Source organism: Pseudoalteromonas luteoviolacea, from assembly GCF_001750165.1.
Lineage (GTDB): Bacteria > Pseudomonadota > Gammaproteobacteria > Enterobacterales > Alteromonadaceae > Pseudoalteromonas > Pseudoalteromonas luteoviolacea_G.
Map to the genome: position 1 here is coordinate 3178160 of NZ_CP015411.1, position 24520 is coordinate 3202679.

Below are 24520 nucleotides of genomic sequence, written 5' to 3' on the forward strand. Positions count from 1 at the left end.
ATGACACTTTATTCGCGATGAATAAAAATATTTATATAATCTATTTGCAATATTTTTGATACACTATATCGCTATTAGAAATATTCAAGTTATTAGAATTATGAATCATACTTTCAAACTCAGTGCACTTGCACTATGCGCGCTACTCACCAGTGCCTGTAACGCAACAAATCCAAACGAAAAGCAACAAGATACAGGACTGCGTATTGTCACTTGGAATATTGAACACCTCGCGGCTGACAACAACAAAGGTTGTAAACCTAGAACTAAGCAAGAGATCACCGCTTTACAACAATACGCAAAATCACTTGATGCTGATGTCATCGCTTTTCAAGAAGTGGGCTCTATCAAAGCCCTAGAAACTGTCTTTGACAAATCGCAATGGCAGCTAATTTTATCTGACAGAAAAGATAGCCCAAGCTATACATGTCGCGGTAATGGATTGACGTCAACACAGCAAAAAGTGGCCTTTGCTGTGAAAAAACCTCTAAGCGTTGAAAAAGTCGTTCATCATAAGCAGTTTTCTGACATACAAATGGGCTTAAGAAGTGGCTTGGAGGTCCAAATTGGCTATCAAGGTAAAACAATCGACCTGTTGAATGTGCACCTTAAAAGTGGCTGTTTTGTAGACGATTATCGTCGTTCAGACAAAAGATCATGTAAATTATTGGCAAAGCAAGTGCCACTATTGGATAGCTGGGTCGAGACAAAAAGTGCTGAGCAAGCAAACTTCATCGTGCTTGGAGATTTTAACCACAGGTTGACCGCACCTTATAACCGTGTAAGTCGTGACCTTTATCACCCAGATGGGCTAGCAAACAAAGCTCCAAACGATTTGTCTAAATCGACCTTCTTCAATGCTAACCAAATGCTGACAGGTTGCCACCCATACTACCCGGCACCAATCGACCACATTTTGGTATCAAACACATTAAAACAAAAATATGTACAAGGCAGTGTAAAATTCCACTACTTTGACAATATGAAACCTAAAGAGATGCTCAGTGACCACTGTGCACTGAGCATCGACTTAAACTAAATTCAGTTTAAATACCGGCGGACAAATCAACACTGTCCGCCTATGTTTTACTTCTCTAACTGCTCAATCACATTGAGTACTGACTTGAACAAACGCTTATTTGCAAGTCCAATATGCTGATTTACGGCTGCACCATAAGCACCAAAGCGTACCACAACCAACTGTTTCGACGGGATAATAACAACATACTGACCTCGATGACCGCGCAGTGATACTGTATCTTTTGGTAACCTAGGCAACCAAAAACTCATATCGTTCAACCATAATTGACCGCCGTAATGTTTATCAACGCCATTACTCATCATCACCTCTTTTAGCCATGCTTCCGAGACAATTTGTGCACCTTGCCAACGCCCATTATTGATAAATAATTGACCTATTTTGAGCCAATCATGGACACTCAAAAACATTCTTGCGCCACCTCTTAAGTTACCTGCTTCATCAAACTCGGCGATCGCATTATTGATACCCAGCGGTGCGAAAAAATGTTTCTGATATAAAGTGTTTAATGATTGGATACCACCGCCGGATGCATCCATCAAAGCTCGGCTTAATAACTGAGTTGTGCCTGTGGCATATTCAAATTTACTACCTGGCTGGTAGGCTTTTGGCAACTGCGTTACATAATTGACCGAGTCCCCAGTGTGATACCACATAGGTGCTAAGTCTTCATATCCATGAATATCTGGTGTCTCAGCCCACTTGACACCAGAGCTCATATTTATCAGGTTTTTCACTGTCATGACATGCTCACCAAAGCGCAGTGGTTGCTCCAAGGTTAGCTTTCCTTGATCGACCAATAGCCCTGTCATTAACCCAGTTAAGGTCTTGGCCATAGACCAACTTAGCATCCGCGAATCACCATCATGAAATGCATCATACTGCTGTGCAACCAGCTCGCCTTTATACATGACAGCCACAGCAAAAGTATTGTCACTCCAAGTGTAGTCCTTATGGTTAGTCGCAAAGAATGAGTCCAGCGTCACATCATGACGCAGTGCTTTTTCTACAGGTGTGCTAGGTAATTGCGCAGGCAATTCAAGATCTGCTGTTTGTGCACGCAGTTGTTCAGGTGTTAATTCATGCAATAAAGTACAACCTAAACCTTCACGAAATACTGATGTACGCGTGAGCGTCACGCCATCTACCTGAGTCGTTATAGACACCTGTTTAGATACCTCATCGACATCTAGATACAACTCACCAGACACAGCCCCTAACGCCTCTGGAATAACTCGCTGCTTAATGAACTCAATTGACTCGTCAGAAATAAAGTGCCGTGAACATAATTGATTAGCACTATAGCCTAGCAACACATTGGGATCCGATTTACAACCGCTCAGCAGGACAACCGATGCAATGCTCCCCAGTAAAAAGTTAGTTTGTTTCATATTTATGCCTTTTGTTATTGTCAATTGTTATGACGAATAACTGAACAATAAATACAAAATACAGACGAGCTAACTGACGACTGCGCGTTTTGACAGATTTAACTGCTCACGCTGTATTATGCAATACACCAATAAGCCCATACCTAACACAATATTCGCCAACGCAAGTCCCCAAACAATACCTGTAAATCCCGAAATGTACGCCCCTAAAAATGCAAAAGGAATCGACAAGCCAAATAACCTAATAATACTCACGTTCAAAGCCGCCATGCTACGACCTGTGGCATTACAACAACTCACATATAGCATCGCTGCGGCTAGCGCAATATATGATAAAGGTAACACAGTTAAGGCCAATTCAATGGATTGACTAACAAAAGTCTGTTTACAGAACCCCTCTCCTAAAAAATCTGCTGCAGAAAAAAGCACAACAGAAACGATTAATTGCCACGCTATACAAGCTAACATAGATAATTTTATCCCCCGTCTAACCCGCAATGACTTTTTCGCTTCCCAGTTTTGCCCAACAAAAATCGGTAAGGAAGTAGTCAGTACCATAGGCAATAGTAAAGCAAGCGGCTCCAAGCGCATCACAACACCATATGCAGCAACAGCCTCACTACCTTGTGAAGCGACAATGGCCATCAAAACAGATTGCGCAATTGGCGTAAGCAGCTGCATTGAAACGATTGGTACCAAAAGACGTGTTAAACACCGAAATCCCTGACGGCTTTGAACTGACAGCAGGTTAATTTTAATTGAGATATTTTCTTTAACTATCAGTAAATACAAAGCCCAGGCGCAACCAACTAATGCAGCAACTAAGTGCGCAGCCCCCAATTTTTCCAAGCCAGTTAATGCAACATTAGACATCGCCCAAGGTGAAAACAGCAATGCACTGACAACAACTTGAACAACTGCAAATACCACCAGTAATTGCGCTGCAGCACGCATATTACCGAATGCCCGCAAAACGCCGAAAATCACCATAATAAGGAAAAAAAACACCACCGCAGCCAAACGATATTGCATATAGCTATTTAGGGACTCCCACACCTCACCTTGTTGAGGAAAATCTGAAAAACCGAGTAAATTCAATATTGGTAATAGATTGAGCCAAATATACAGCGCTAATAACGCACCAACAAGCGTAGTAAATATCAAACTCACCGCGGCGAGTTCCTCGACATGCCGAGCTTGTGTCAAACGTGTCGCAACAACAATACCCAGTCCAATAGCAAATGCGAACAAAGTTGCTTGTATCGGTAACGTGTAACTCAATCCGGTAAGTTCCTCAACGCCCAGCCGAGAAGCAAAATACAATTCGATAAGATCTGCACTAAATAATGCTAAGATGGCCCACAACATTGGGATGGTTAGCTGCTTCAACACCGCACTGGTTGATCCCGTTAAGATCCAACGCTTTCTTACTGCTCTGGCCCGTTGCTTGACACATGGTTGAACGAGTGGAGTATTGATGAAATCCTGTGATTGACTACTTGCCATAATGCGCGGTCAACTCCTTGCTTTTATTCTTTATATATACAGACACTATTTTTTATTATGATTAATCTTGATTTCAAAATAACAAGTCCATTCAAAAATCAAGACCAGCAAAACTCTACATAGTTCCCCACAACACAATAAAGTCGACCAGATACCTTTTAATTGAGACAAGCTACAACCATGACGCTAAAACCATTAAACACTGACACTTTTCAGAATGATAAAAAGACGTCATAATAATAGAAATGAGTCATCAGTGAAGTAGTCGATTTAATGGTACATAAGGCTGAGGTGCCCAAAACGCCTGCGTCTCCTTGCATCCGTAATTGTTGTCTCGATGATCAGGATATATGCGTCGGATGTTTAAGAAGCATTGATGAGATTATCGGATGGAGCAATAAAAGTACGCAAGAGAAACAAACCATTTTGGAACGCTGTGAGCTTAGACGACAAGAAAAAATGAAATAATAAATATTAATTTCGTCTCAGTTACACAAAGCTCAAACCCGCTTTTAGTAAGAGAAGCTAGGCGTGTTGAATACGCCCATTGATAATGCCCTCATTTTATTTAGTGAAAAGAATACAGCTCTAGTCAACCACAATATTTATATATAAAGTAAAATATAAAATATAAAATATAAATAAAAACAATAAGCAACAAAGAGAGTTCTAACCGGCTATTCGATACTATTCTCGCAGAGAACTTAGAAACAAAATAATAAACCCCTTCCTTTTTTGAAACACAGCTCACTATCAATCTTAGCGCTGGCAATACAATTATTATTATAAATACCAGTACTGCGAACAAGGTTAAATGGAACTCGAAAAAAGCCTGAGCTTCAAGTGACTTCATTCTAGAACACATTTAAAACTCCTTCTTAGTCACTTCAATAAATAAGATTAAAAAAATCAATTACCATTAAAAACCCAATCACTTAAAACCACACATAAAAAGATTTAAATGAAGCTCTAATATGTTATTTTCAAGTAAAAAGGTTGAATGCAATTAAACAAAATTATCAAAAGTATATATATATTACAATAAAAAATTTCATAAAAAAAAGGGGCCATATAGCCCCTTTAGAAAATAAGAATCGAATTTATTAATCAATTAGTTTATCTAGCTTAATAAAAAAGTCGTTAAATGTGGCTGACATATCTTCTGAGTGCTCTTGTATCTGCTGCAAATCATCTTTTGCACTATCTAGAGTTTCTCTTAATGTTTGTTCTTGGGCGTCGCTCACGCCAAATGACATCATCGAATCCTCAACATCAAAAATAAGCCGCTCAACTAGTTCTTGGCATGCACTATTATAGTTTTTAAATACCAACTCAATATCTTCTAGATCTTTACTGGCAACCTGACTTAACTCTCTAAGCCCCTTATTCTTAGCTTGAATGGCTTTAATATTTGTTTCTAGACTTTTTAATCTCGCGTCTGCACCACGTACAACCAAAGCTAAAATATCATTAAAACGCCCATATTTTTCTTCATCATCAATCGGCATATTCTTAATAAGCAGTGAACAATAAGCACTATTAAAAAAACTACGTTTTTCAATGTTAATCACCGTCTTACTGTCTCTGCCTTTTTTCAATAATTCACTTTCCAACGGATTAATAGCGCCACAATTACTAAAATCACGGAACTCTCCTAATAAACCCAATTGAACCGAAGCATGTAAATGCAAATTTTGACAGGTTGTTAAAATAGCCGTCGATAAATCAGAAAGCGTATTGCACTGATAAGAGTTTTCTATAAATTCAAGGCAAAGCCCTAACTCACTACAACTGGTTATGGCAGTCATAGTGACTTCTTCTGCTACTTCACAATTCACCTTTAAAGTGTCAATTTTACTGCTGTACTTAACTAAACGCTCAATACGAAAGCTCAACTCTTCGACATCAAAAGGTTTGGTGATATAGTCATCTCCGCCCGCTTTAAAGCCTTCAAGCTTGTCTTCAACATCATCTTTAGAAGAAACAAACAGTACCGGTGTCTGGGAATTGGAAGGTGCATTTCGAATTGCTTTACAAACCTCATACCCGTTCATACCAGGCATAACAACATCTAATAAGATGGCATCATATTTACGCTCATTGAATAACGCGAGCGCTTCTTCCCCATTGTAAGCTGAGAAATACTCTTGAGTTTCACCTAACATTGTTTTTGCAATATCATGATTTACTTCGTCATCATCGATCAATAAAATTGAGTACGACATACGCCCCCCAAAAGGCCCTAATCTCGATATTTTTGAGAAATATCAAAAAACACATTTTCTTTCGCTAAAAACTCATCCAGAAGCTCTGGATCAAAATGACTGCCTCGACCTTCTCTCATGATGGCAATTGCTTTATCATGCTCCATGGCATCCTTATATACGCGTCGACTAATCAGCGCGTCATACACATCGGCAATGGCCATCATGCGAGCACTTAGCGGAATGTCTTCGCCCTTTAAACCTTCAGGATAACCAGAACCATCCCATTTCTCATGATGGTAATGAGAAATCTCTTTTGCCGTTTGTAGAAAACTGTCCGCTTGGCCCAACGCAGATTCAGCAGTCTCAATTGCATTGCGACCATAGACCGTATGGCCTTTCATAATTTCAAATTCTTCAGCTGTTAATTTGCCGGGTTTCAGCAACACATTGTCAGGGATCCCCACTTTGCCAATGTCGTGCAATGGCGCTGACTTGTAGAAATTATTAATCACTTCAGGGGTCAACACCGCTTTATATTTTGGTTTTTCACATAAAATAGTCGCTAGTAGCTTCACATAAAGTTGTGTTCTTCGAATGTGGTTACCAGTTTCTTGATCGCGCGTTTCAGCAAGACTCGCCATGGCTTGAATGGTCACATCTTGTAAACGTGACATTTGCTCTGTACGCTTTTGAACCTCTTCTTCCAAATAATCATTTTTATTTTTCAGAATATCTTTGGACTCTTTGTTCAAAAGGTGAGTATTTAATCTAGCCAGTAAAATTGGTGGGCTGATTGGCTTATTGATGTAATCACAAGCGCCTAGTAGGAAGCCCTTTTCCTCATCTTCAACACTGGTTTTTGCGGTTAGGAATATCACAGGGATATCTTTATGAATATCATGAGACTTCAAATACTTAATCACTTCATAGCCATTCATTTGGGGCATAACTACGTCAAGTAAAATAATATCTACATCGTTTTTTTCAACCACAGAGATTGCTGCTTCACCACTTTTTACCGCTAAAACACGATATTTATCTTTTATGATTTCTGTCATGAAAGCCAAATTTTCTTTCACATCGTCCACCACTAACACCGTTTTAAGCTGTTCCATAGTCTCTTCTATATGTTTTGTTGCACAAATGTTCACCACACACAAAAATATAGGTCTATTATTACTGAAACGCCAAGCACGGACTGGATTAGATGAAAAGTTTAAGAGTCAGCTTCTTTATTACATTCTCGATAATGCTGCTGGTTAGTATCGGGATCTGGCTTATGTCACTTTACGTGCGCACCGAGGTCAGTGCGCTATCAGAAAAACAAACACAGTTATTTAGGCTCACCGAGCTTTCCCATGAACTAAAGCTCAGTTCAGATAACTTAACTAATTTTGCAAGAGCTTACGCTGTAACAGGCAATGATAAGTGGCAGCAGTTATTCAGCTACATGCTGCTGGTGCGTGATGGCAAAGTTAAAGCCGAAAATGCCAACACCTATGACTATTGGGATAGCTTGGCCGCACCTCACTCTAGTGTTCCAGAAATTATTAGGGTCAATGATGGGCACAATATTATTGAACGTTTTCAGCAACTCGGCGCACAAGATTTTGAGCTATTACAAATGCAAAATGCGCTCTCAACTTCTAATTCACTTGTTAGCCTAGAACGACGCGCATTTAATGCCATTCAAGGTATTCATAAAGACACCTACGGAAACTGGGTCAAAGATTCAGCGCCTGATTTAACCAGTGCCCAAAAAATTCTTTTTAGCGATAATTATTTAGTCGAAAAATCTAAAATTATGTCTGCCATCGGAGAGGCGCACAGAGCTATCACGACTAGACTCAATGCAGAATTAGAAAGTCACCAAAATAGCCTCAACACCGCATATATGCTTCGAAATATATTTAACCTAATATTACTGGTGAATATTGCGCTGTCATTTTACTTACTTTGGAAGCTGTATATTAACCCTGTCGCCTCAATTCAAAAACAAGTCGTCAGTAATGTGGAACAGGGTAATTACAATTTCACGCTCGACGAGTCTGTGAAAGGAGACCTCTCTGATCTATCTAAATCGATGAACAAATTGCTCAATGACCTGTCGGAACAGCTTGAATTCAATACCATTATGAAAGATTTTGGTTTGGCGTTACGAGGTAAGAAAAACCCCAATGAATTAGGTGAAGAGCTACTGCAATTTTTAGAACAGCGCTTATCGGTGCCACTATTAGGTTTATATGTTTTTGAAGAACAAAAAGTGCTCACTCGAGTGGCGGGGACAGGCTACAGCAGCAACTGCGCCAGAACTTACAGTAATTATGACTCTATTCACTTTCATGTATTAAGCACGCAAAAACCTTACTCAATGAAATTTGAAAAAGAGCAATACGCTATTGAGCTCAATGGTGAGAAACTCTCTATTTGCGAACTGTATTATTTTCCTTTGGTGGTTAGCAATGACAGTATTGGCTTGCTAGAACTAGGTAGTCTTGTTGGGTTGACGGACCAAGACTATAAATGGGTAAAATCTGTGATCAATGATCTCGCCGTCAGTTTACAGCTAACCCAAAATATCGACTTACAATCAAAAGCAGAAAAGCGCATTGTCGAGCAACTTGAACTCAACAAAAAAATCCTCGATGCCATACCTAGCCCAATGTACTACAAAAATAGTTCAGGCAATTATTTGGGCGTTAATAGTGTGTTCCATCAGTACTTTGGTACATTTGATGCTGATGTGCTTGATGCAACAGCAGAAGATATTTTTAACTATGAGATCGCCCAGGTTTTTGAACAATCCCATCAAGATCTAATTGATGGAAAATCTAACCAACATTATGAAATAAAAATTGAAAATTCCGAAGGTGAGCCTCGCAACTTCATTGTTTATGAGGCGGTGTTTACCAACGCTGAAAATCAGTTAGCAGGTGTAGTTGGTTTACTACTAGATGTGACTGAGCGAAAACAAATGGAGCTTGAATTAAGGCTAGCTAAAGATAAAGCCGATGAAATGAGTACCGCAAAGGGCGAATTTTTGGCGAACATGAGCCATGAAATACGCACCCCAATGAACGCCATCATTGGGATGAGTCACTTGGCTCTGAGAACCGAGCTAACAACTCAACAGTCTGGCTATATTAATAAAATAGACCAAGCAGCAAAAAGCTTACTTGGGATTATCAATGATATTTTAGACTTTTCAAAAATTGAGTCTGGCAAACTAGAGATAGAAAATATCGATTTTTCTCTGCAAGAAGTGATGGACAACGTGGTTAATATCAATGTGATCCGAATGCAAGAGAAAGGTTTAGAGATGCTGTTAGACATTGCGCCAGATGTACCAATTAGTCTAGTTGGCGACCCTTTAAGGCTTGGTCAGGTTCTTATCAACCTGTGTGGCAATGCCATTAAGTTCACAGAAAGGGGTGAGATCACCATTTGTGTTACAACCATCGAGCAATTGGATGAGCAAACAACCCTGAAGTTCACCGTTAAAGACACAGGTATCGGTATGTCCAAAGAGCAGCAAAACAAGCTCTTTAAGGCCTTTTCGCAAGCCGATGGCTCTATCACTCGAAAATATGGCGGAACTGGCCTCGGTCTCAGCATATCGAAAAAGTTGGTAGAGCTAATGGGTGGCACAATTGGTGTACACAGTGAACAAGGGCAAGGTTCCGAATTCTTCTTCACCGTTCGCTGCGGCCTACAGTCTGCCAAATTAACGAATGTTATTTGTCCAGATAGCCAGCTTGCTGGCAAACATGTGCTCGTCGTTGATGACAATGAAAGTGCGCGTGCAATTTTAACCAACCTCCTCAAAGCAATGAAGTTTCAAGTCACTTGCGCAGCGAGTGGTTCAGGCGCCGTAGAGCTAGTGCAAGGCAGCAACTTTGATATCATATTTATGGATTGGAAGATGCCCCATATGAGCGGCATTGATGCTATCAAACATATTCGGGCACTCGAATTACAAACAGAGCCCAAGTACGTGCTTGTCACCGCCTATGGCACAGATATTGGCATGAACTCTGAAATACATGATCTTATAGATGCCATTATACTTAAGCCAGTCAACGCATCTGTATTACTTGATGCCATTATGGAATCATTCCAATTAAGTGGGCAATCTATTAACGCAACAACTCAAGAGTCAAACAGCGATGGTGTTCCTTCTTTTGACAAGCAAAAAGTTTTGCTGGTAGAGGACAATAGTACAAATCAAGAGATCGCCAATGAGATGTTAGGCTCATTAAACTTAGACGTCACCATTGCTGATAATGGACAAATTGCTGTTGATAAAGTGCAAAACAATCAGTTCGATATCGTATTGATGGATATTCAAATGCCTGTTATGGATGGGTATACGGCGACCAAAAAAATCCGCGAACTCAGCCAATTTGACAGCTTGCCTATTGTCGCCATGACCGCAAATGTGATGAAAGAGGACTTACAAAAGTGCGAATCGGCTGGCATGAATGGTCATATAGGTAAACCAATCAATTTCAATCAAATGGCTGAGACAGTGTATCAGCACTTATATAATAAAACGGCCCCTGACAACACAACCGAACAGTTAAATATCTCCCCCCCAGCTGATGAGCGAAGTCAAGAGCAACAGCAAGATCCAAAGTTGGATGGCGTAGATATTGAACGTGCTATTAAGCGCTTAGGCGGCAACGAGAAAGCGTTCTGGAGTATCATTAAAAAGTTTGCCAGAAATCAGATTGAAGAAACGATTAACTTAAACCAAGCACTGGTTATCGGTGACTTAGAACACGCAGAACGCATTGCTCATTCACTCAAAGGTGCCAGTGCAAACTTATGTATTGATCAGTTATCTAAACAAGCTTCAGACATTGAAAACGCAATTTCCAAGCAGCAAAGTGTCAATCCAGCAGATGTTGAAGCGCTAACTGACTACCTGAGGAATTTACATAAGCAGTTAAGTGAATTACACACGGAAGAAGCCCCTCCCCCTCCATCGTCAAATGTCGTCAGTTTAAAGGTCACACGAGACGACTTCTTGGAGCTCGAAGAACTTTTGCTTAGCTGTGATACCCAATCTGTTGAAAAAGCATATGAGCTCAAAGCAAATCATAAAATTAGTGAGTTGACCTGTAATCAGCTCGTTGAGTTAATAGAAGACTTTGAATTTGATCAAGCCAGAGAGATCATTGCAAAATTATTAGAGCAGTCTGCTTAAATTCATTATTTTTACTATAAGTGGTGTTTGAGGCTGGGGTAAGAGAAACTAGCTACGGTGAAGAAAAATATCAAATTGCCGTTGCGAGTACATTTTGCTGGAAGCCTCGACCATTATAAAGCTGGGCTAATGTAAACATTGTTATGAATAACGACTCCTGAAAAGTCAAACGTAAGTTCACCTACCAGTTTAAACCCTAAGCGTTGGTAAAAATGATTGGAATCATTCTCAACCCAAGTATACAGCCAGAATTTTCTACCCCAACGCTGTGATATGGCATCTAAGAGCTGCTTACCAATACCTCGCCCTTGAAAATTGTTGTGTACATAGAGCTTTTCAACTTCAAAACCATAGGGTTTACCTTGAAATTGTGAAACCAAATTCACCACAGAAAAACCAATGATGGCGCTATCGTCCAAACAGACCAAAACACCATAATCATCGCTCATTAAAAGTGCTTCGAAATAGTCAGCGGTAAAATGGCTCAATGCAAAAGAGGCATAGTCATCACGCATGCCGTCCTTCGTATAAGTTGTTAACCATACCTGTAATGCCAATGCCGCTAGACTGCGCGTATCTTGTAATTGTGCTTCTCTAACCATCTCAACTGTATATTTTTTCGAAGTTTTATATTTCATACTGTGCACGCAGATTGATGTTTGCTGAATGACGCTCAGCTTTGGTTATCCAATATAACAATCTCACCTAAAAAGCCGGCATCAGAAACCGTACTATAACTCAGCGCATTAGGGCCTGCGTGCATAACCAGATCTTCACCATCTAACAGCCCATTGTTATTACTGTCCTTATAAAGCGCGCCAATATGTGCGAATTGGCCATTTCGTCGATATCTAACCGCAATAAAATCTCCAGGCGAAATATCGGTGCCCCATTTTATCGTTGAACCTACCCCATTAAAGTCACTCAGCTTTGCTTTATGTTTTAAATTCGTCACTAGCCATGCCACGTTGCGATCATACACTTTGCCATGATTGCGTATCGCATTCGCAGCCATAAGAACATCAGCGCAGTCAACGCCTAAATAATGCTGACTCTGGTAAGGTACTGAGCCAAATATCGCAGGTACGTTAAAAAAGCTACTTAACGTGCCCAAATACCCGTCACCGTTTGTGAAAGAAACTCTCAGCACTTGCTTACTCAATCCTCGATGATCATTGTCCCGTAGACCTGTACTGACGCGTTTTCTCCCTTCGACCCCAATTACCTCCACTTCAAACCAAAAGCTGCCTACATCCGCATGGTAATAATTTGAATTGAACACGTTATTATACTTTAACCAAGCAGAGTCAACGGTAATATGCAGACTGTTGTCGAATTGTTTAAGGTGCTTTTTCTGATATTGAACTTTGCCAAAACCAGCCCACTGATATGGGTTTTTCTCCCACGGATGATTGGCGTTTTTATAGTATTGGCTGGTATCTGGAATAATTTGATACCAGCGAACCTGTTCACCTTGAGCAACGTCGACTTTTAATTCAACCACACTCCCTGATGGTGAAATAACTGCTGGCCTAATATGCCATTCTTGCTCAGACTTTAACCGCGAGTAAATATCTACATTTGCCAGCAGGTTTAAGCTCATTATGAAAAAGATAAATAGGGAAAGGTATTTAAATAGCTTCATCATGCCATCCTTTTATATCACTACGAATTTAAATACCCTTTAAATAGGTAACTTAACCAACGAATATCTTCTGCCCCTAAGCACGCTTTCTCGTGTAGGTCTTGATTTTCAATCACATCTTGATATACGTGTGATAAAGCGTCGACGGTGAGCACTTTCCATTGTTCTTTTTCAATCACACTAAAATCTGTGCCATTGAATGCTTCATCAATAAGTGGATCATATTCTTGCTCGTTGGTGCGCAGCGCTGTCTCCAATCTAGCTAAAATGGGGTTCACCAACTTTATAACGTCCCCTTCTGAAAACTCTTTTTGCACATTCAGCAGCGCTAACTCAATTTGCTTTTGCACCGATGCCTCTGAGAGCTTTTCCCCTAAAGGGCGAATACCATGTTTATTCACAAGCCCCGTAATACTGGGTAAAGCTGCTTTAGCAGCTATCGCCGCTCCCACTGCTGGATTGACCAGTGCAGACAGCCCTCCAATAACTAACATCCCGTAAGTTAATTTAGTGTCCAGCACATCGATATCATCAGCAAGCTGTTCCAATCTACTTTGCTGATCACTTTTTTGCGCTCGGACTATAGATTCGGTTTGCTCCGAGAGTATGTGGGATAATAATTCTTCTGCATGTGAATTAGCGAAGTGAAAAACGCGTCGTTTTGGTAGCGTATTCACCTCAGGAACCCCCATAGGCAGGCTCCTGATGGTATGCAAAGCGACTTTGTGCACCCCCAATTCATAGGGAATAACAAAGTAATGTTTCTCATCAACATCCTGCACTTTAGAGGGATAAAATGATGCGAAAAGTGGAAGTCCAACCGCAGTCTCCCTAAGCACTGTAAACTGGTTATTTATCTCTGAACCAACTTGACCAGCCAAAGCTTGAAGTTTATTTAATACTGAGTTTTGCATCTGTAATACCTCCGTGTATCACCATAGCATAAATGCCCATTAAAGTTTTTAAATCAAATAACTTAACTCCTTCTTAGACTTTGTTGGTACAAATTCAGTTATTTGATATTCGGCAATCCCCGTTTTGAAAAAAGGGTCTTCATTCAATGTTAGTTCTAGCGCTTCTTTAGAAGAAGACTTTGCTAAAATAACACCGCCTGTACGAGGCTCTATTGGACCCGACATCAGAAAAATACCATCGTCATAGCATCGGTCTAAATACTCTTTATGCAGGGGTAAATACTTCTCAACTTCAGATAAGCCAACGAGATAATTAAGCGTGACGATAAACATGGCGTGTTCCTTTTATTTTTTATTAGGCGCACTCTTTGCGCAGCCAAACTGGATAATTTAAAGACAATATTCGTACCCATTTTGGCACATTGATAAATGTAACAATCGAAACGCGAACTGTATAGGCTTACTTTACATTTACTTACAACTTATGAAGTTTTAGCACTAATGAAATGATTCAAGGTGTTGTGCGACAATTTGTCACATCCCAAGCAGCAAACTAATTACATATAATCCAAGAATTATCCTCAATATAATAATAATCAAATGCTAAAACAGTTAATAACTTGGCATAGAAGAATTGCACTATTTTGCTTAATCCCCTTTATTATCTGGACATTATCAGGCTTATTACATCCTGCAATGTCACATTTTGCAAAAGCACCCTTTATTAAATCCAGCCCTGTCAAAATACACTTAAGTGATTTACAAAGTTACACAGAGTTACAAACTGCCTTAGTCCAACAGGAGATTTCTGAGCTCAGTCACGCCAGCCTTGTGGAATATAATGGTGACCTCTATTATCAAGTGAGAGAGCAGTCATTCAATCATCTTGAGTTGCACTATCTGCCACTGAGCGAATCACATGAAAACTTAACAGACATTGATTATGCTCAGTACCTCGCCACAAAGTGGAGCGAACAAAATGTTGTCGATACCCAGCTAATCACTCAATTCAGCGCGACTTACCCTGAAATAAATAGAGTACTACCTGTTTACCAGATCCAACTCAGCAATGGCAATCACGTATACATTGATACGCTTGCAAAGCGGATCACTGCCCATAACACCCCCCTTAGAGATACACTTTCCTATTGGTTTAAACAGCTTCATACATGGCAATTTGCTGGTGATAGGCATAGCCCATGGCGAATTGTACCAATGCTTATAATAAGTATCGCGTTATTGGTAATGGCTACATTCGGGCTAATCGCATACAGTTTGCTCTGGTCAAGAATAAAGTCAAAGCAACACACTGTTAGGTCATTTCATAGAGGTACTGGGCTGATGCTGAGTGTTTGTCTGTTGGGCTTTTCAAGCAGCAGCACACATATCTTGATCGATAAATTCTTTGTACAAGAATTTAGAGCTCTACAGCCAAGTAACCAAATTGCCACATTGGATATTCGCCACGATCCCGTGCAAGCCATGCGCAGAGCCCAAGGAGATAACTTTCAATTAGTGAGCATAGGCGGAAAGATCATCAGTCAAATTGTGTCGTTTGAAAAACGAGGCATGCGTTTTTCGTATTGGGACACACAGCAAACCACCTATGACAACAATAGCTTTGTACGATCTATTTTACTTGAGCAACTTGAAGTATCTGGCACGCTCAATCACAGCGAAAAAATTGATAATTTTGGACCTACGTATGGATTCGTAAATAAACGATTACCAGTACAACAACTCAGCTTTGAACACGCACCTAATGTGCTCTACAGTATTGAGCTCCATACCAGCTACATTGCAGCAATTGATGATGATTGGCAAAAAGCACGTAGTTGGCATTTTGGTTATCTACACAAATACCACTTTTTAAACCCGTTTGGCAAAGGTATACGTGATAGCATCGTTACTTTGATTTGCCTTGGTCTCGTATTTGTTGCATTAACGGGTACGTACATGTACTTTTCAAGAACACTTCGCCAGCGTCGTGCGAAACAGCAACGTAACTTAAAAAATAACGAATTATTAGAAAATAACTAAGGAACAAGCAAAATGAAATCTGGCTTTTCTTATTCCCTCATAGCCATCGCACTTTTACAAGCTGATCTGCTTTATGCACAACAGCAAAGCGACGACATCGAAAAAATCATTGTAACAGCCAGCAGAACTGCAAAAGCAAACACAGATTTAGCCCTCAGCGCTGGCAGTGTGTCAACAGAAGTGATAAAAAATGATAATGCACAGCATGTATCAGAATCACTAGAGACCATTTCTGGCGTCTTACTCAATCAACTGTCAGGCGGACAAGGCCATAATGCGGCGATCCGCATGCCAATAAACTTTGGAGGCTACACACTTTATTTACAAGATAATGTACCCTTGCAATCAGCCGCATTTTACAACCACAATGCACTGTGGTGGGCAAGTACAAACTCGTCAGTTTCTCGTTTAGAGGTTATTAAAGGAGCTGGAACTAGCCTTTATGGCTCCGGTGCAGTTGCAGCAACCGTCAATGTCATTTCAGCTCCGATAGACAAAGATAGCCATGAATTAGGTATCACGTTCGGTGAAAGTAACTATCAAAGAATGAGTGGCAGTACGACACACAACATTTCAGATTCAAACGGAATTCGAGTAAGTGCCGCCTACTTAAATAATGAAGGGTGGAGAGATCACAGCAGTGTCGAGAAGTCAGAGCTCAATGTGTTGCATGAACTACAAATTGACGACAAACAAAGCTTAAAAACAAGCTTGATTGCATCTACATTAGATCAGCAAATGCTAAATGCACTCAAAGAAGAAGACTTTTTAAAAGACCCAACACAGTCGGGTCTTCAGCCAGAAGTTTTGGCGATTGACCCTCGCAGAAAAACAGACTACCTGAGAGTTAGCTCAGAATATATATATGACGATAATGAACTTTATGCGTCAGTCATTCCCTACTTTCGTTATCGCACGAATGATTATATAGCGACTTGGCAACCAAGCATGCCAAACGTTGAATCTAGCGTTAAAAGCATTGGCCTTTTAGCCTTAACCAACTTTAAGCACAGTGTCGATTTTGAAACCACATTGGGTATAGATTTAGAGCGTTCTGAGGGGGATGACTTTTCATATCAACCAACCACAGTTACAACGACTGGCTGGGGCGCTGCCACCTACCCTAAGGGCCATATTTTTTACAAAGACTCAACAACCTTCACTGGGATCTCGCCTTACATTCAGCATACAGGCCAATTAACAGAACAATTAAACTATGCACTAGGCCTAAGGTATGATCATAATACGTATCAGTTTGATAATACCTTACCTACGTATGATAACGACGGATTTGGTAACCGCTCTATTGCAAGTCGAGAAGACACGTTCAAACACTTAAGTCCAAAAGCCAGCTTAAACTACAAATTTGACGCGCAATCTGCCGTTTATGCACGCTACGCAAACGCAATTCGCATCCCGACAGCATCAGAGCTCTACCACCTAAAGTCTAAAGAAACGAGTTCACAATTAGGCTCAATCAATGAAGAAACATCCGATACCTATGAGGTGGGGTATAAAGCTAACTTTGAAAACCTTTCTATTGAGCTCGCATACTATGTAATGGACGTTAAAGAAGCCATCGTCACTGCGACTGATGGATATGGCGCAAGTTTTCGAGTTAATGCTTCTGAGGTCCGACATCAAGGATTTGAGATAGGCACAACCTATACATTTTCACCGGCATGGTCTTTAGCTTTGGCTTATAGTCAATCAGATCATGAGTTTGTGCATTATATTAAGGGTAATAACTTAGTTCAAAACGACGAAGATGATTTATCCAATAATAGTCTAGTGATGGCCCCAGAATATGTTGCTAACCTGCGCTTAAATTACGACAGCCAACATATTGCTGGGTTAAATGTCACTGCTGAAATAAAAAGCATTGGCGATTATTGGATGGACTCTGAAAACTCTCGTCAACATAGCGGTTATACCATTGCAAATTTAAAAGCAAATTATCAAGTGACTGATACACTAAAATTGCATGCTAGGATAGCCAATATCACAGATAAAACATATGCTCTACAAGCTGAGATTAGATTTAACAAAGAACGCATTCAACCAGGCGCGCCTCGTATGGCTTATGTTGGGTTGAGTTATACATTTTAGTGACACTTCTCAAATAATTTAAAGATTCACACTATTGGTGCCTAACAAAGAGTGGGCACCTTTCAAACAACGTCTATTATAATAGGTTAACAAAACTGACTCTGCAGCACTTCACTCATTGCCTTTAAGCACACTTTAAAATATACACATACCAACCTGCATCGTATTGCTAATCATGTTGGGTATGAAAACTCCCAAAATACCCAATCACATTAAATATATATTTATAATGATAAAAAAATGATTGAAAGCATCAAAAATTAGGAGAGTTTATATTCAAAACAACCAACTAGGTGATATATTACAGCTTTTATAAAACCACAAAAAAAATCTCGCGAAGAAACATGTTTAAAATCATCGAAAAGAAATACCAAGGACATAAGATGACATTGAGTAATTTAAGGACAAAACATAAGGTGTTAGCCTGCCTAATACTTAGTACACTTTTAAGTGCCTGCGGAGGCTCTAAAAATGACACTAAGACATTAGAAAATAAAGGCGCCTCCTCTCAAGTATCAGGCGAAAATAATAATACAAGTAATAACAACCAAGAAAATAACCAGAACGTCTCTGATAATAACCAAAATAATAACAATTCAGAAAGCAATGGTAATACCTCAGGCAATAATGGTGGCAACTCAAATAAAGATAATCAATCACCTCTATTAAACATCACAGGCGACACAAAAGTTATAGAGCAATTACCCATCACTTTGCACGCAAACGCAACAGATACTGACGGTGAGATAAACCATTATAGCTGGAGCTACGATGATGAGTTATTCTCTGCAGAAGACATACATGCTGCCACGTTAACCATAACCAGTAATAATATTCTCGCGCGCGTAGACACTGAAGTCTCGCTGACAGTCACTGACAACCAAGGCGCTCAAACAACAGCAACGCACTACTTAACTGTTGAAGCTCTGGCCAACTTAGCGCCCACCCTCGAGATCATTGGCCCTGAGTCAGTGCTTGAAGACAAGGTATTTTCGCTAACCGCTGACGCGCTTGACACCGATGGACATATTGCGTCGATACAATGGCAACATGACTCAGCGTTAGCCCTTAGCCTAGATGGCACCGACTCTTCGGTACTCACAATAACAACACCTAATATTTTTGAAAATCAGACCGTCACTTTCACAGCGTCAGCAACAGATAATCAAGGTATAGTAAATACCACAAGCCATACGGTCACTATCAAAGCATTAGAAAACATTGGTGCAGAGGTATCCATTAATGGTCCTGACCAAATTGAAGAAAAGCAGAGCTTTACTTTGCAAGGTACTGCACGAGATAGTGATGGCGGAGAAATACAAAGCTATCAATGGTCTTACGCAGGCGAGCTTGCATTAACTTTAGATGGTGCCCAGACTCAAACGCTCACTGTGAACTCGCCAGATATTCAAGAGAATACGCGTGTTACTTTTAAGCTTGAAGCTACCGATGATCAAGGGCTCACCACCAGTACTACTCACACAGTCGAAATTAGTGCCATCACCCAGCAATTAACACTTGCTGGTAAAGTGACAGATCAACCGATTGCATATGCCAATGTAGAACTCACATTTGATGGTCAAACCTTTACGACACAAGCGGATGAAACCGGTGCATATCAGCTGGACATCGTATATGACGAATCACAAACAACAGCACTTGCACAACTCAGGGCAACTGGGTCATATGCACAGAACAACGCACATATTGAGTTTATCTCTCAGCTTGGCGATTTAGCACACCTCACGCAAAAAGCAGGTGAAGATAAGCAACTCGATGCCAATGAAGAATTTGGTGTGAATGTGACCAATATAACCACCTCTGAATTTGCATTAATTAAAAGACAGGTAAATCAGCTAAGTACAGTGGATGAGCTTGAAAAAGCCCGAAAAAATGTCGAGCCTGCGGAAAAAATGCGTTTGGCCAAGCTGATAAAAGCCATCGTCGATCATAATGTCGCATTGCCTTCAAACGTCAAAAGCACGCTTGAATTAGTACAAGATGAAGACTCTGCAAATACCGCAATAACACAACTAGAAGAAGAGCAAGCCGAATTACTGGCGCAAATTCAAACGGCTATAGAGCAAGATAGTGACTTAGTGAAAGTCGCAAAAACCATATCAGCGGGAGACTACTACCTCTCTGAAGCTCAATTTTTTAACGGTTTCGGCTTGGCTGTAAAACTTGAGGCTAATGGCACTGGTTTTATTGCAAATACCAAGAACAGTGATTTTACTTGGCAAAAAGTAAACGACACCATCAATATTGTCTTCAATGAGCCGACACAGCTCACTGGAATCAGCTTAGATTTATTTGGGCTCAGCCTGAACATCATAGAAAGCCAGAATAATGCGCATACTGTAGAGACAGTGCTACTTTCCAATGATGCAGAGCAAGGGCCCGCACCTTTTATCGCTAAGCTCGCAAAAAAAAGCGCCTTTATTCAACCTGAGCTAGACAACTTAAAAGGTGAGTGGTCATTGCAACTTTCACAAAGTGACTCCCCATTAAAGTCACTACGATTGAATTTTATAAATGACAGCCAAGTTGAGCTCAATAATGGTACTGAGACAATGACTGCTAGCTGGGGTTTAATCGACAACGGCCAAACAATACAAATAAATCACCCACAAAGTACCTTAACTCTAAATATTGTCAGAGAGTTTAAGTTAGGCATACAAGTACTAGTAAACAATGGCAAAGTAATATCAGGCGTGATGGTGCGCCATCAAAATATTGACTTTGATGATATTAACCACGCAAAAACATGGACACCTTTTAAAACAAAAGGCGACAAACAAGCTTTTGTAGTAGACGAAGAGAACAACTTTCATTTTAACTGGCAGCATAACGTCAAGGTTGAAAATCAACAGGGCAAGTTAACACGTAATCACTACCAATTCTCTGAGCAAGACCGAGCGTTTTGTGATGTTGCGCTAGCACAATGTGAAATCACCAAGAGCCAGACATACGAGTTAATCGCATCATCTAGTAACTTAATTGCGATTCAACACACCGCTTTTGAGCATACAAGTGATTCTGTGGTTCAAGTTGCGCGCTCTGTGCATATTTACAAGCTCACTAATAAGCCAACTAATAAACCTAAGCAGTTTGACGAGACATTTTTCAGCAATACCTCCACGCCCCATTTATTTATAGGTGCAGTTGACCTAACAGCACAAAACTACTTTGGAACTGTGAACCTAAGACAAATAGAAAATTGTCTATCGCAAGCGCAAAGTGACTGCCGTTCAAAAATTCAATATGATGACGAGATTTATTGGGCTGAGGTCGCTGATGGCCATCTTAAATTAACAAACACAGTCAGCAATGCGGTATTATACCTCACTATTGGTAAGGTAAACCAAGAAGGCCTTACTATCTGTGTCAATAATGTTGGCTGCGGCCCACGCAGTGGTGACCAGTTCAAATTTGAATGGCCTCATTTAAATATAAATATCAAGCAAACCGGCCAAGGCTCAATAGTCCCCACAGTGACTGCGTATGAATTTGGCAAGGACTTTGAACTTGTTTTAACACCAAAAGAAAATAATGAGCTCATTTACGTACGTGGCTGTGATGGTGAACTTATTGATGAAGCGCTAAACACGTCATTATTCAAAATCACCAACCCAGTTGAAAACTGTGAAATAGAAGTGGAGTTTTCTCCCCGCCCTGTTCACCTAGGTGAAACCACAGTGATGATGGACAGTACAGACCAATTTAATGTCCCTCTGCACTTTACCTTTAATATTAGTAAAGATGGACGAGGTATATTTAAACCTGAGTATGAAGTCCGCACATTTTCAAAGTTTCCTAAGTTTACGATAAGAAAGCACTCTGACACTGAATATGTGGCCACATTTGACAGCATTCCCACTAGCATTCCAATCAATAAACAGGTTTCTTTTGATAACAATACACAATTTATCAAGATCGCTGGCTTTAAGTTCACCTATGAAGGAGAGCAGCTATTTATATCTTGGTTAGAGTATAACAACGAAGGTAACCATCAATACTTAGAACCAATCGCAGTTAAGACAACAAAGCAAATTACACCGATGCCATTAATGGATAAACTCATTGGAGAGTGGGCTTTGTCTTTTGATACATACATCGATTCTGAATCTTCAAATATACAGAAAAACGTCTCACTCACTTTTAACCAAGATGGTACTGGTAGCCTCAACATGGGCAGGTACATAGCTGCGCACGCAGAAGAAAAAGCGTTTCCATTTAATTGGACATTGACCCCTGAAGGCTTGGTTGAATTGACTGCTAACAACAAAACAGATTATGCGCTGTTGAGAGTGGTCTCTGAGCACAACGGTATCCATGTGTTATCCATCGAGCAGTCATCAATTGCATTGGACGACCGACAATATTACGATTGGCTCAGAGTCGGAATTGGTGCGTTTATTAAAAAAGCAGACACACCATTTAGCTTCGAGGATATTGCTGGCAACCTTTCCGACGACTGGGGGGACTTCACCCTATACAGCGATGGCATCGCAAGAAGGGCAAATTTACATGGTACTGAAATTACCACATTAAAAAATAATCGTCTAACAGTTACTGCTACCCCTACCTGCACAAAAACAATGAACGGCTGTTTATTAAGTTTTGAAAGAGACTACGAGCTTCTTGCACAAAATGATCAACAGTTTTATGTCTACCGATATGTAAATAATATCAGGCATCTTTCTGTGTTAAATACCGACAACACACCGACACAAATAAGCCATCGCGCACTTATGAAAGCAAATCCTAGCTATTTCCGTTCGCTAAGATTATTCGAGCGCTCAGAACTCGGTATAGACATTTGGGAACTTACCTATGCCCAAGAAGGCTTTAACCTTGTCACGCCTGTATATACCCGCAATAAAGAAGTCGTGTATACATTCGACCATGAGGGTATGGTTAAGGAGTCTACCGGTGAAATTGTTCATTTTGTTCCTATCGAAAGCAACTCAAGTGGAATTTGGTTTTGTGAAATTCCTAAAGATGGTGAATGTAGCGAACAAAACAAACGCTTTTTAGAATACGCCGTACCTGCACACCCTATCACAATCAATGTCGATGGCCCTGGCACAGTGACGTCAAATTTACAAAACGGCACCATTTTGCATGAGCATTACTTAGAGCTGACGGCATCTGCAAAGGAAAGTGGCTTTTATGTTAGCAGCATCGAAGGTTGTGGGCTCCAATATCGCGAACACAATGCGCGCTATTTGACATATAGAGCCAGCAACCTCAAGAGTTCATGTGAAGTAAATATAAAAGTTGAGGCAATACCCGACTCCATTGCCGATAAAATCGGCGTAACTGATCCCACGTTAAAAGCGTGTATCGATAACTATAAACATTACAGCCCTACCTTTCTTCTATATGGCAAAGCGTTAGACTGTAAAGGTAACGAAGAGAATGAAACTGTTAATGATTTAACTGGCTTGAGTAACTTCGTTAACCTGTCGATTCTTCGATTCAATTCAATGGATGTTACACTCGATAACAAAGCGATCTCAGAATTAAGCAAACTCTCTCGACTGCAAACGCTCTCGATACAGAGTTCACTGACAACAGACGTGGATATGAGCTCATTACAGCGACTTCGTTCTTTTTATCTACGGGGTCAAAATACGCGTGATCTGACACTCACACCAGCGCCTAATTTAGCACATGTTGGAATTGACAGCAGTGTACTAGAAAGCTTTGTGTTGTCTGATGCTACAAAGCTTAAGAGCTTATCTGTAAGCGGAGGTAAATTAAAAGCTATAGACCTTTCTCAAGCACAAAGTTTAGAAACATTAAGGTTAAAGCAGAGCATAATCGATACCCTCGATCTGACGCACAACACAGTACTAAAAGCGGTCGATATTTCACAAAGTGAAATTGCACAAATCGCAGGTGTAACGCCAAGCCATGCACTTGCTGACTTAGATGCACGATTATCAAAACTGACTAGCTTAGACTTATCTCAATATGCTCAACTACAAGCGCTTAATATAGCGCAAAACCAGTTTACGACCTTAGATATAACCAAGGCAGAAAAACTTAAAAAGTTATTCATTAACAATAACCCTATGACATCTCTGGCCACTGCACAGGGCAGCCAACTTGAAATGCTCAACATTGACGATACTCAAATCGATACGCTAAATACGCAGCATTTACTTAACCTGCGCTCTTTAAGTGCAGATAACACTAAGTTGACGGAGCTCCAACTTGCAGGCTTACGAGAGTTAACTTGGTTAAGTGCATCAAATAACACCCTCACTGAGCTGGACTTATCTGATACTGAGAAGTTATGGAACATATATTTTAAGAATAATACGCTGCAATCGATTATTCCTGGGCCAAATACAGACATCACTTTACATTTGGAAAGCACACAAGTCAGTAAAAAGGCACAAGCAGTCATAGATCAACAAGGGTATAAAATTCGAAATTAACCCGCAAC

The 24520-nt window shown here is 40.3% G+C and carries 14 protein-coding genes; 6 read left to right on the plus strand and 8 right to left on the minus strand.

Going from position 1 to position 24520, the window contains the following annotated elements:
- Positions 1 to 100 precede the first annotated feature (100 nt).
- Complete coding sequence (locus S4054249_RS13505; RefSeq protein WP_046354975.1) at positions 101 to 1039, plus strand: endonuclease/exonuclease/phosphatase family protein; 939 nt, start codon at positions 101 to 103, stop codon at positions 1037 to 1039.
- 47 nt (positions 1040 to 1086) lie between these two features.
- Here S4054249_RS13505 and S4054249_RS13510 read toward each other — a convergent pair whose 3' ends face one another.
- Both S4054249_RS13510 and S4054249_RS13515 read right to left on the minus strand, forming a co-directional pair.
- Positions 1087 to 2430 (minus strand): serine hydrolase domain-containing protein, encoded by a 1344-nt coding sequence (locus S4054249_RS13510; RefSeq protein ID WP_046354974.1) that lies wholly within the window; start codon positions 2428 to 2430, stop codon positions 1087 to 1089.
- Positions 2431 to 2499: 69 nt separating this feature from the next.
- Entirely contained in the window at positions 2500 to 3936 is a 1437-nt protein-coding gene (locus S4054249_RS13515; RefSeq protein WP_046354973.1) for an MATE family efflux transporter, read from the minus strand.
- 273 nt (positions 3937 to 4209) lie between these two features.
- On the opposite strand from S4054249_RS13515, the gene S4054249_RS25990 reads away from it, so the two are divergent.
- Positions 4210 to 4404, plus strand: a complete 195-nt coding sequence (locus tag S4054249_RS25990) for a DUF1289 domain-containing protein (protein ID WP_080928293.1) — start codon at positions 4210 to 4212, stop codon at positions 4402 to 4404.
- A 635-nt stretch (positions 4405 to 5039) separates the two neighbouring features.
- On the opposite strand, the gene S4054249_RS13525 is transcribed toward S4054249_RS25990, so the two are convergent.
- Together S4054249_RS13525 and S4054249_RS13530 are read right to left on the minus strand one after the other, a co-directional pair.
- Positions 5040 to 6161, minus strand: a complete 1122-nt coding sequence (locus S4054249_RS13525; protein ID WP_046356115.1) for a response regulator — start codon at positions 6159 to 6161, stop codon at positions 5040 to 5042.
- Positions 6162 to 6178: 17 nt separating this feature from the next.
- Positions 6179 to 7258 carry an HD-GYP domain-containing protein gene (locus S4054249_RS13530; RefSeq protein WP_046356114.1) on the minus strand — a complete coding sequence of 360 codons (1080 nt, stop codon included), beginning with the start codon at positions 7256 to 7258 and terminating at the stop codon, positions 6179 to 6181.
- A 92-nt stretch (positions 7259 to 7350) separates the two neighbouring features.
- On the opposite strand from S4054249_RS13530, the gene S4054249_RS13535 reads away from it, so the two are divergent.
- A complete protein-coding gene (locus S4054249_RS13535) occupies positions 7351 to 11352 on the plus strand; it encodes a PAS domain-containing hybrid sensor histidine kinase/response regulator (protein ID WP_046356113.1) in 4002 nt (1333 codons plus the stop codon).
- 113 nt (positions 11353 to 11465) lie between these two features.
- On the opposite strand, the gene S4054249_RS13540 is transcribed toward S4054249_RS13535, so the two are convergent.
- Genes S4054249_RS13540 through S4054249_RS13555 form a run of 4 tightly spaced genes read right to left on the minus strand, consistent with a single transcriptional unit; the run spans position 11466 to position 14244 of the window.
- A complete protein-coding gene (locus tag S4054249_RS13540; RefSeq protein ID WP_196764534.1) occupies positions 11466 to 11990 on the minus strand; it encodes a GNAT family N-acetyltransferase in 525 nt (174 codons plus the stop codon).
- A gap of 35 nt (positions 11991 to 12025) precedes the next feature.
- Positions 12026 to 13000 carry a hypothetical protein gene (locus S4054249_RS13545; RefSeq protein ID WP_145925031.1) on the minus strand — a complete coding sequence of 325 codons (975 nt, stop codon included), beginning with the start codon at positions 12998 to 13000 and terminating at the stop codon, positions 12026 to 12028.
- A 17-nt stretch (positions 13001 to 13017) separates the two neighbouring features.
- Positions 13018 to 13911, minus strand: a complete 894-nt coding sequence (locus S4054249_RS25995; RefSeq protein WP_052960961.1) for a hypothetical protein — start codon at positions 13909 to 13911, stop codon at positions 13018 to 13020.
- Between the two features lie 48 nt (positions 13912 to 13959).
- Positions 13960 to 14244, minus strand: a complete 285-nt coding sequence (locus S4054249_RS13555; RefSeq protein ID WP_046356111.1) for a YciI family protein — start codon at positions 14242 to 14244, stop codon at positions 13960 to 13962.
- Positions 14245 to 14511: 267 nt separating this feature from the next.
- Here S4054249_RS13555 and S4054249_RS13560 point away from each other — a divergent pair, with 267 nt between their 5' ends.
- The 3 genes from S4054249_RS13560 to S4054249_RS13570 all read left to right on the plus strand — a co-directional run bounded on the left by S4054249_RS13560 (position 14512) and on the right by S4054249_RS13570 (position 24512).
- The gene (locus S4054249_RS13560; RefSeq protein ID WP_046356110.1) at positions 14512 to 15951 is read left to right on the plus strand and encodes a PepSY domain-containing protein; all 1440 of its coding nucleotides are present in this window, start codon (positions 14512 to 14514) and stop codon (positions 15949 to 15951) included.
- A gap of 12 nt (positions 15952 to 15963) precedes the next feature.
- On the plus strand, positions 15964 to 18060 hold the full coding sequence (locus tag S4054249_RS13565; protein ID WP_046356109.1) for a TonB-dependent receptor: 2097 nt from the start codon (positions 15964 to 15966) through the stop codon (positions 18058 to 18060).
- 344 nt (positions 18061 to 18404) lie between these two features.
- The gene (locus S4054249_RS13570; protein ID WP_155401379.1) at positions 18405 to 24512 is read left to right on the plus strand and encodes a PKD domain-containing protein; all 6108 of its coding nucleotides are present in this window, start codon (positions 18405 to 18407) and stop codon (positions 24510 to 24512) included.
- The last annotated feature ends 8 nt before the right edge of the window (positions 24513 to 24520 follow it).

Coding starts and splice junctions, on each gene's coding strand:
- S4054249_RS13530 (WP_046356114.1), bottom strand. CDS start 7,258: ATGGAACAGCTTAAAACGGTGTTAGTGGTGGACGATGTGAAAGAAAAT.
- S4054249_RS25990 (WP_080928293.1), top strand. CDS start 4,210: ATGGTACATAAGGCTGAGGTGCCCAAAACGCCTGCGTCTCCTTGCATC.
- S4054249_RS13565 (WP_046356109.1), top strand. CDS start 15,964: ATGAAATCTGGCTTTTCTTATTCCCTCATAGCCATCGCACTTTTACAA.
- S4054249_RS25995 (WP_052960961.1), bottom strand. CDS start 13,911: ATGCAAAACTCAGTATTAAATAAACTTCAAGCTTTGGCTGGTCAAGTT.
- S4054249_RS13570 (WP_155401379.1), top strand. CDS start 18,405: ATGTTTAAAATCATCGAAAAGAAATACCAAGGACATAAGATGACATTG.
- S4054249_RS13535 (WP_046356113.1), top strand. CDS start 7,351: ATGAAAAGTTTAAGAGTCAGCTTCTTTATTACATTCTCGATAATGCTG.
- S4054249_RS13515 (WP_046354973.1), bottom strand. CDS start 3,936: ATGGCAAGTAGTCAATCACAGGATTTCATCAATACTCCACTCGTTCAA.
- S4054249_RS13505 (WP_046354975.1), top strand. CDS start 101: ATGAATCATACTTTCAAACTCAGTGCACTTGCACTATGCGCGCTACTC.
- S4054249_RS13545 (WP_145925031.1), bottom strand. CDS start 13,000: ATGATGAAGCTATTTAAATACCTTTCCCTATTTATCTTTTTCATAATG.
- S4054249_RS13555 (WP_046356111.1), bottom strand. CDS start 14,244: ATGTTTATCGTCACGCTTAATTATCTCGTTGGCTTATCTGAAGTTGAG.
- S4054249_RS13540 (WP_196764534.1), bottom strand. CDS start 11,990: ATGAAATATAAAACTTCGAAAAAATATACAGTTGAGATGGTTAGAGAA.
- S4054249_RS13525 (WP_046356115.1), bottom strand. CDS start 6,161: ATGTCGTACTCAATTTTATTGATCGATGATGACGAAGTAAATCATGAT.
- S4054249_RS13560 (WP_046356110.1), top strand. CDS start 14,512: ATGCTAAAACAGTTAATAACTTGGCATAGAAGAATTGCACTATTTTGC.
- S4054249_RS13510 (WP_046354974.1), bottom strand. CDS start 2,430: ATGAAACAAACTAACTTTTTACTGGGGAGCATTGCATCGGTTGTCCTG.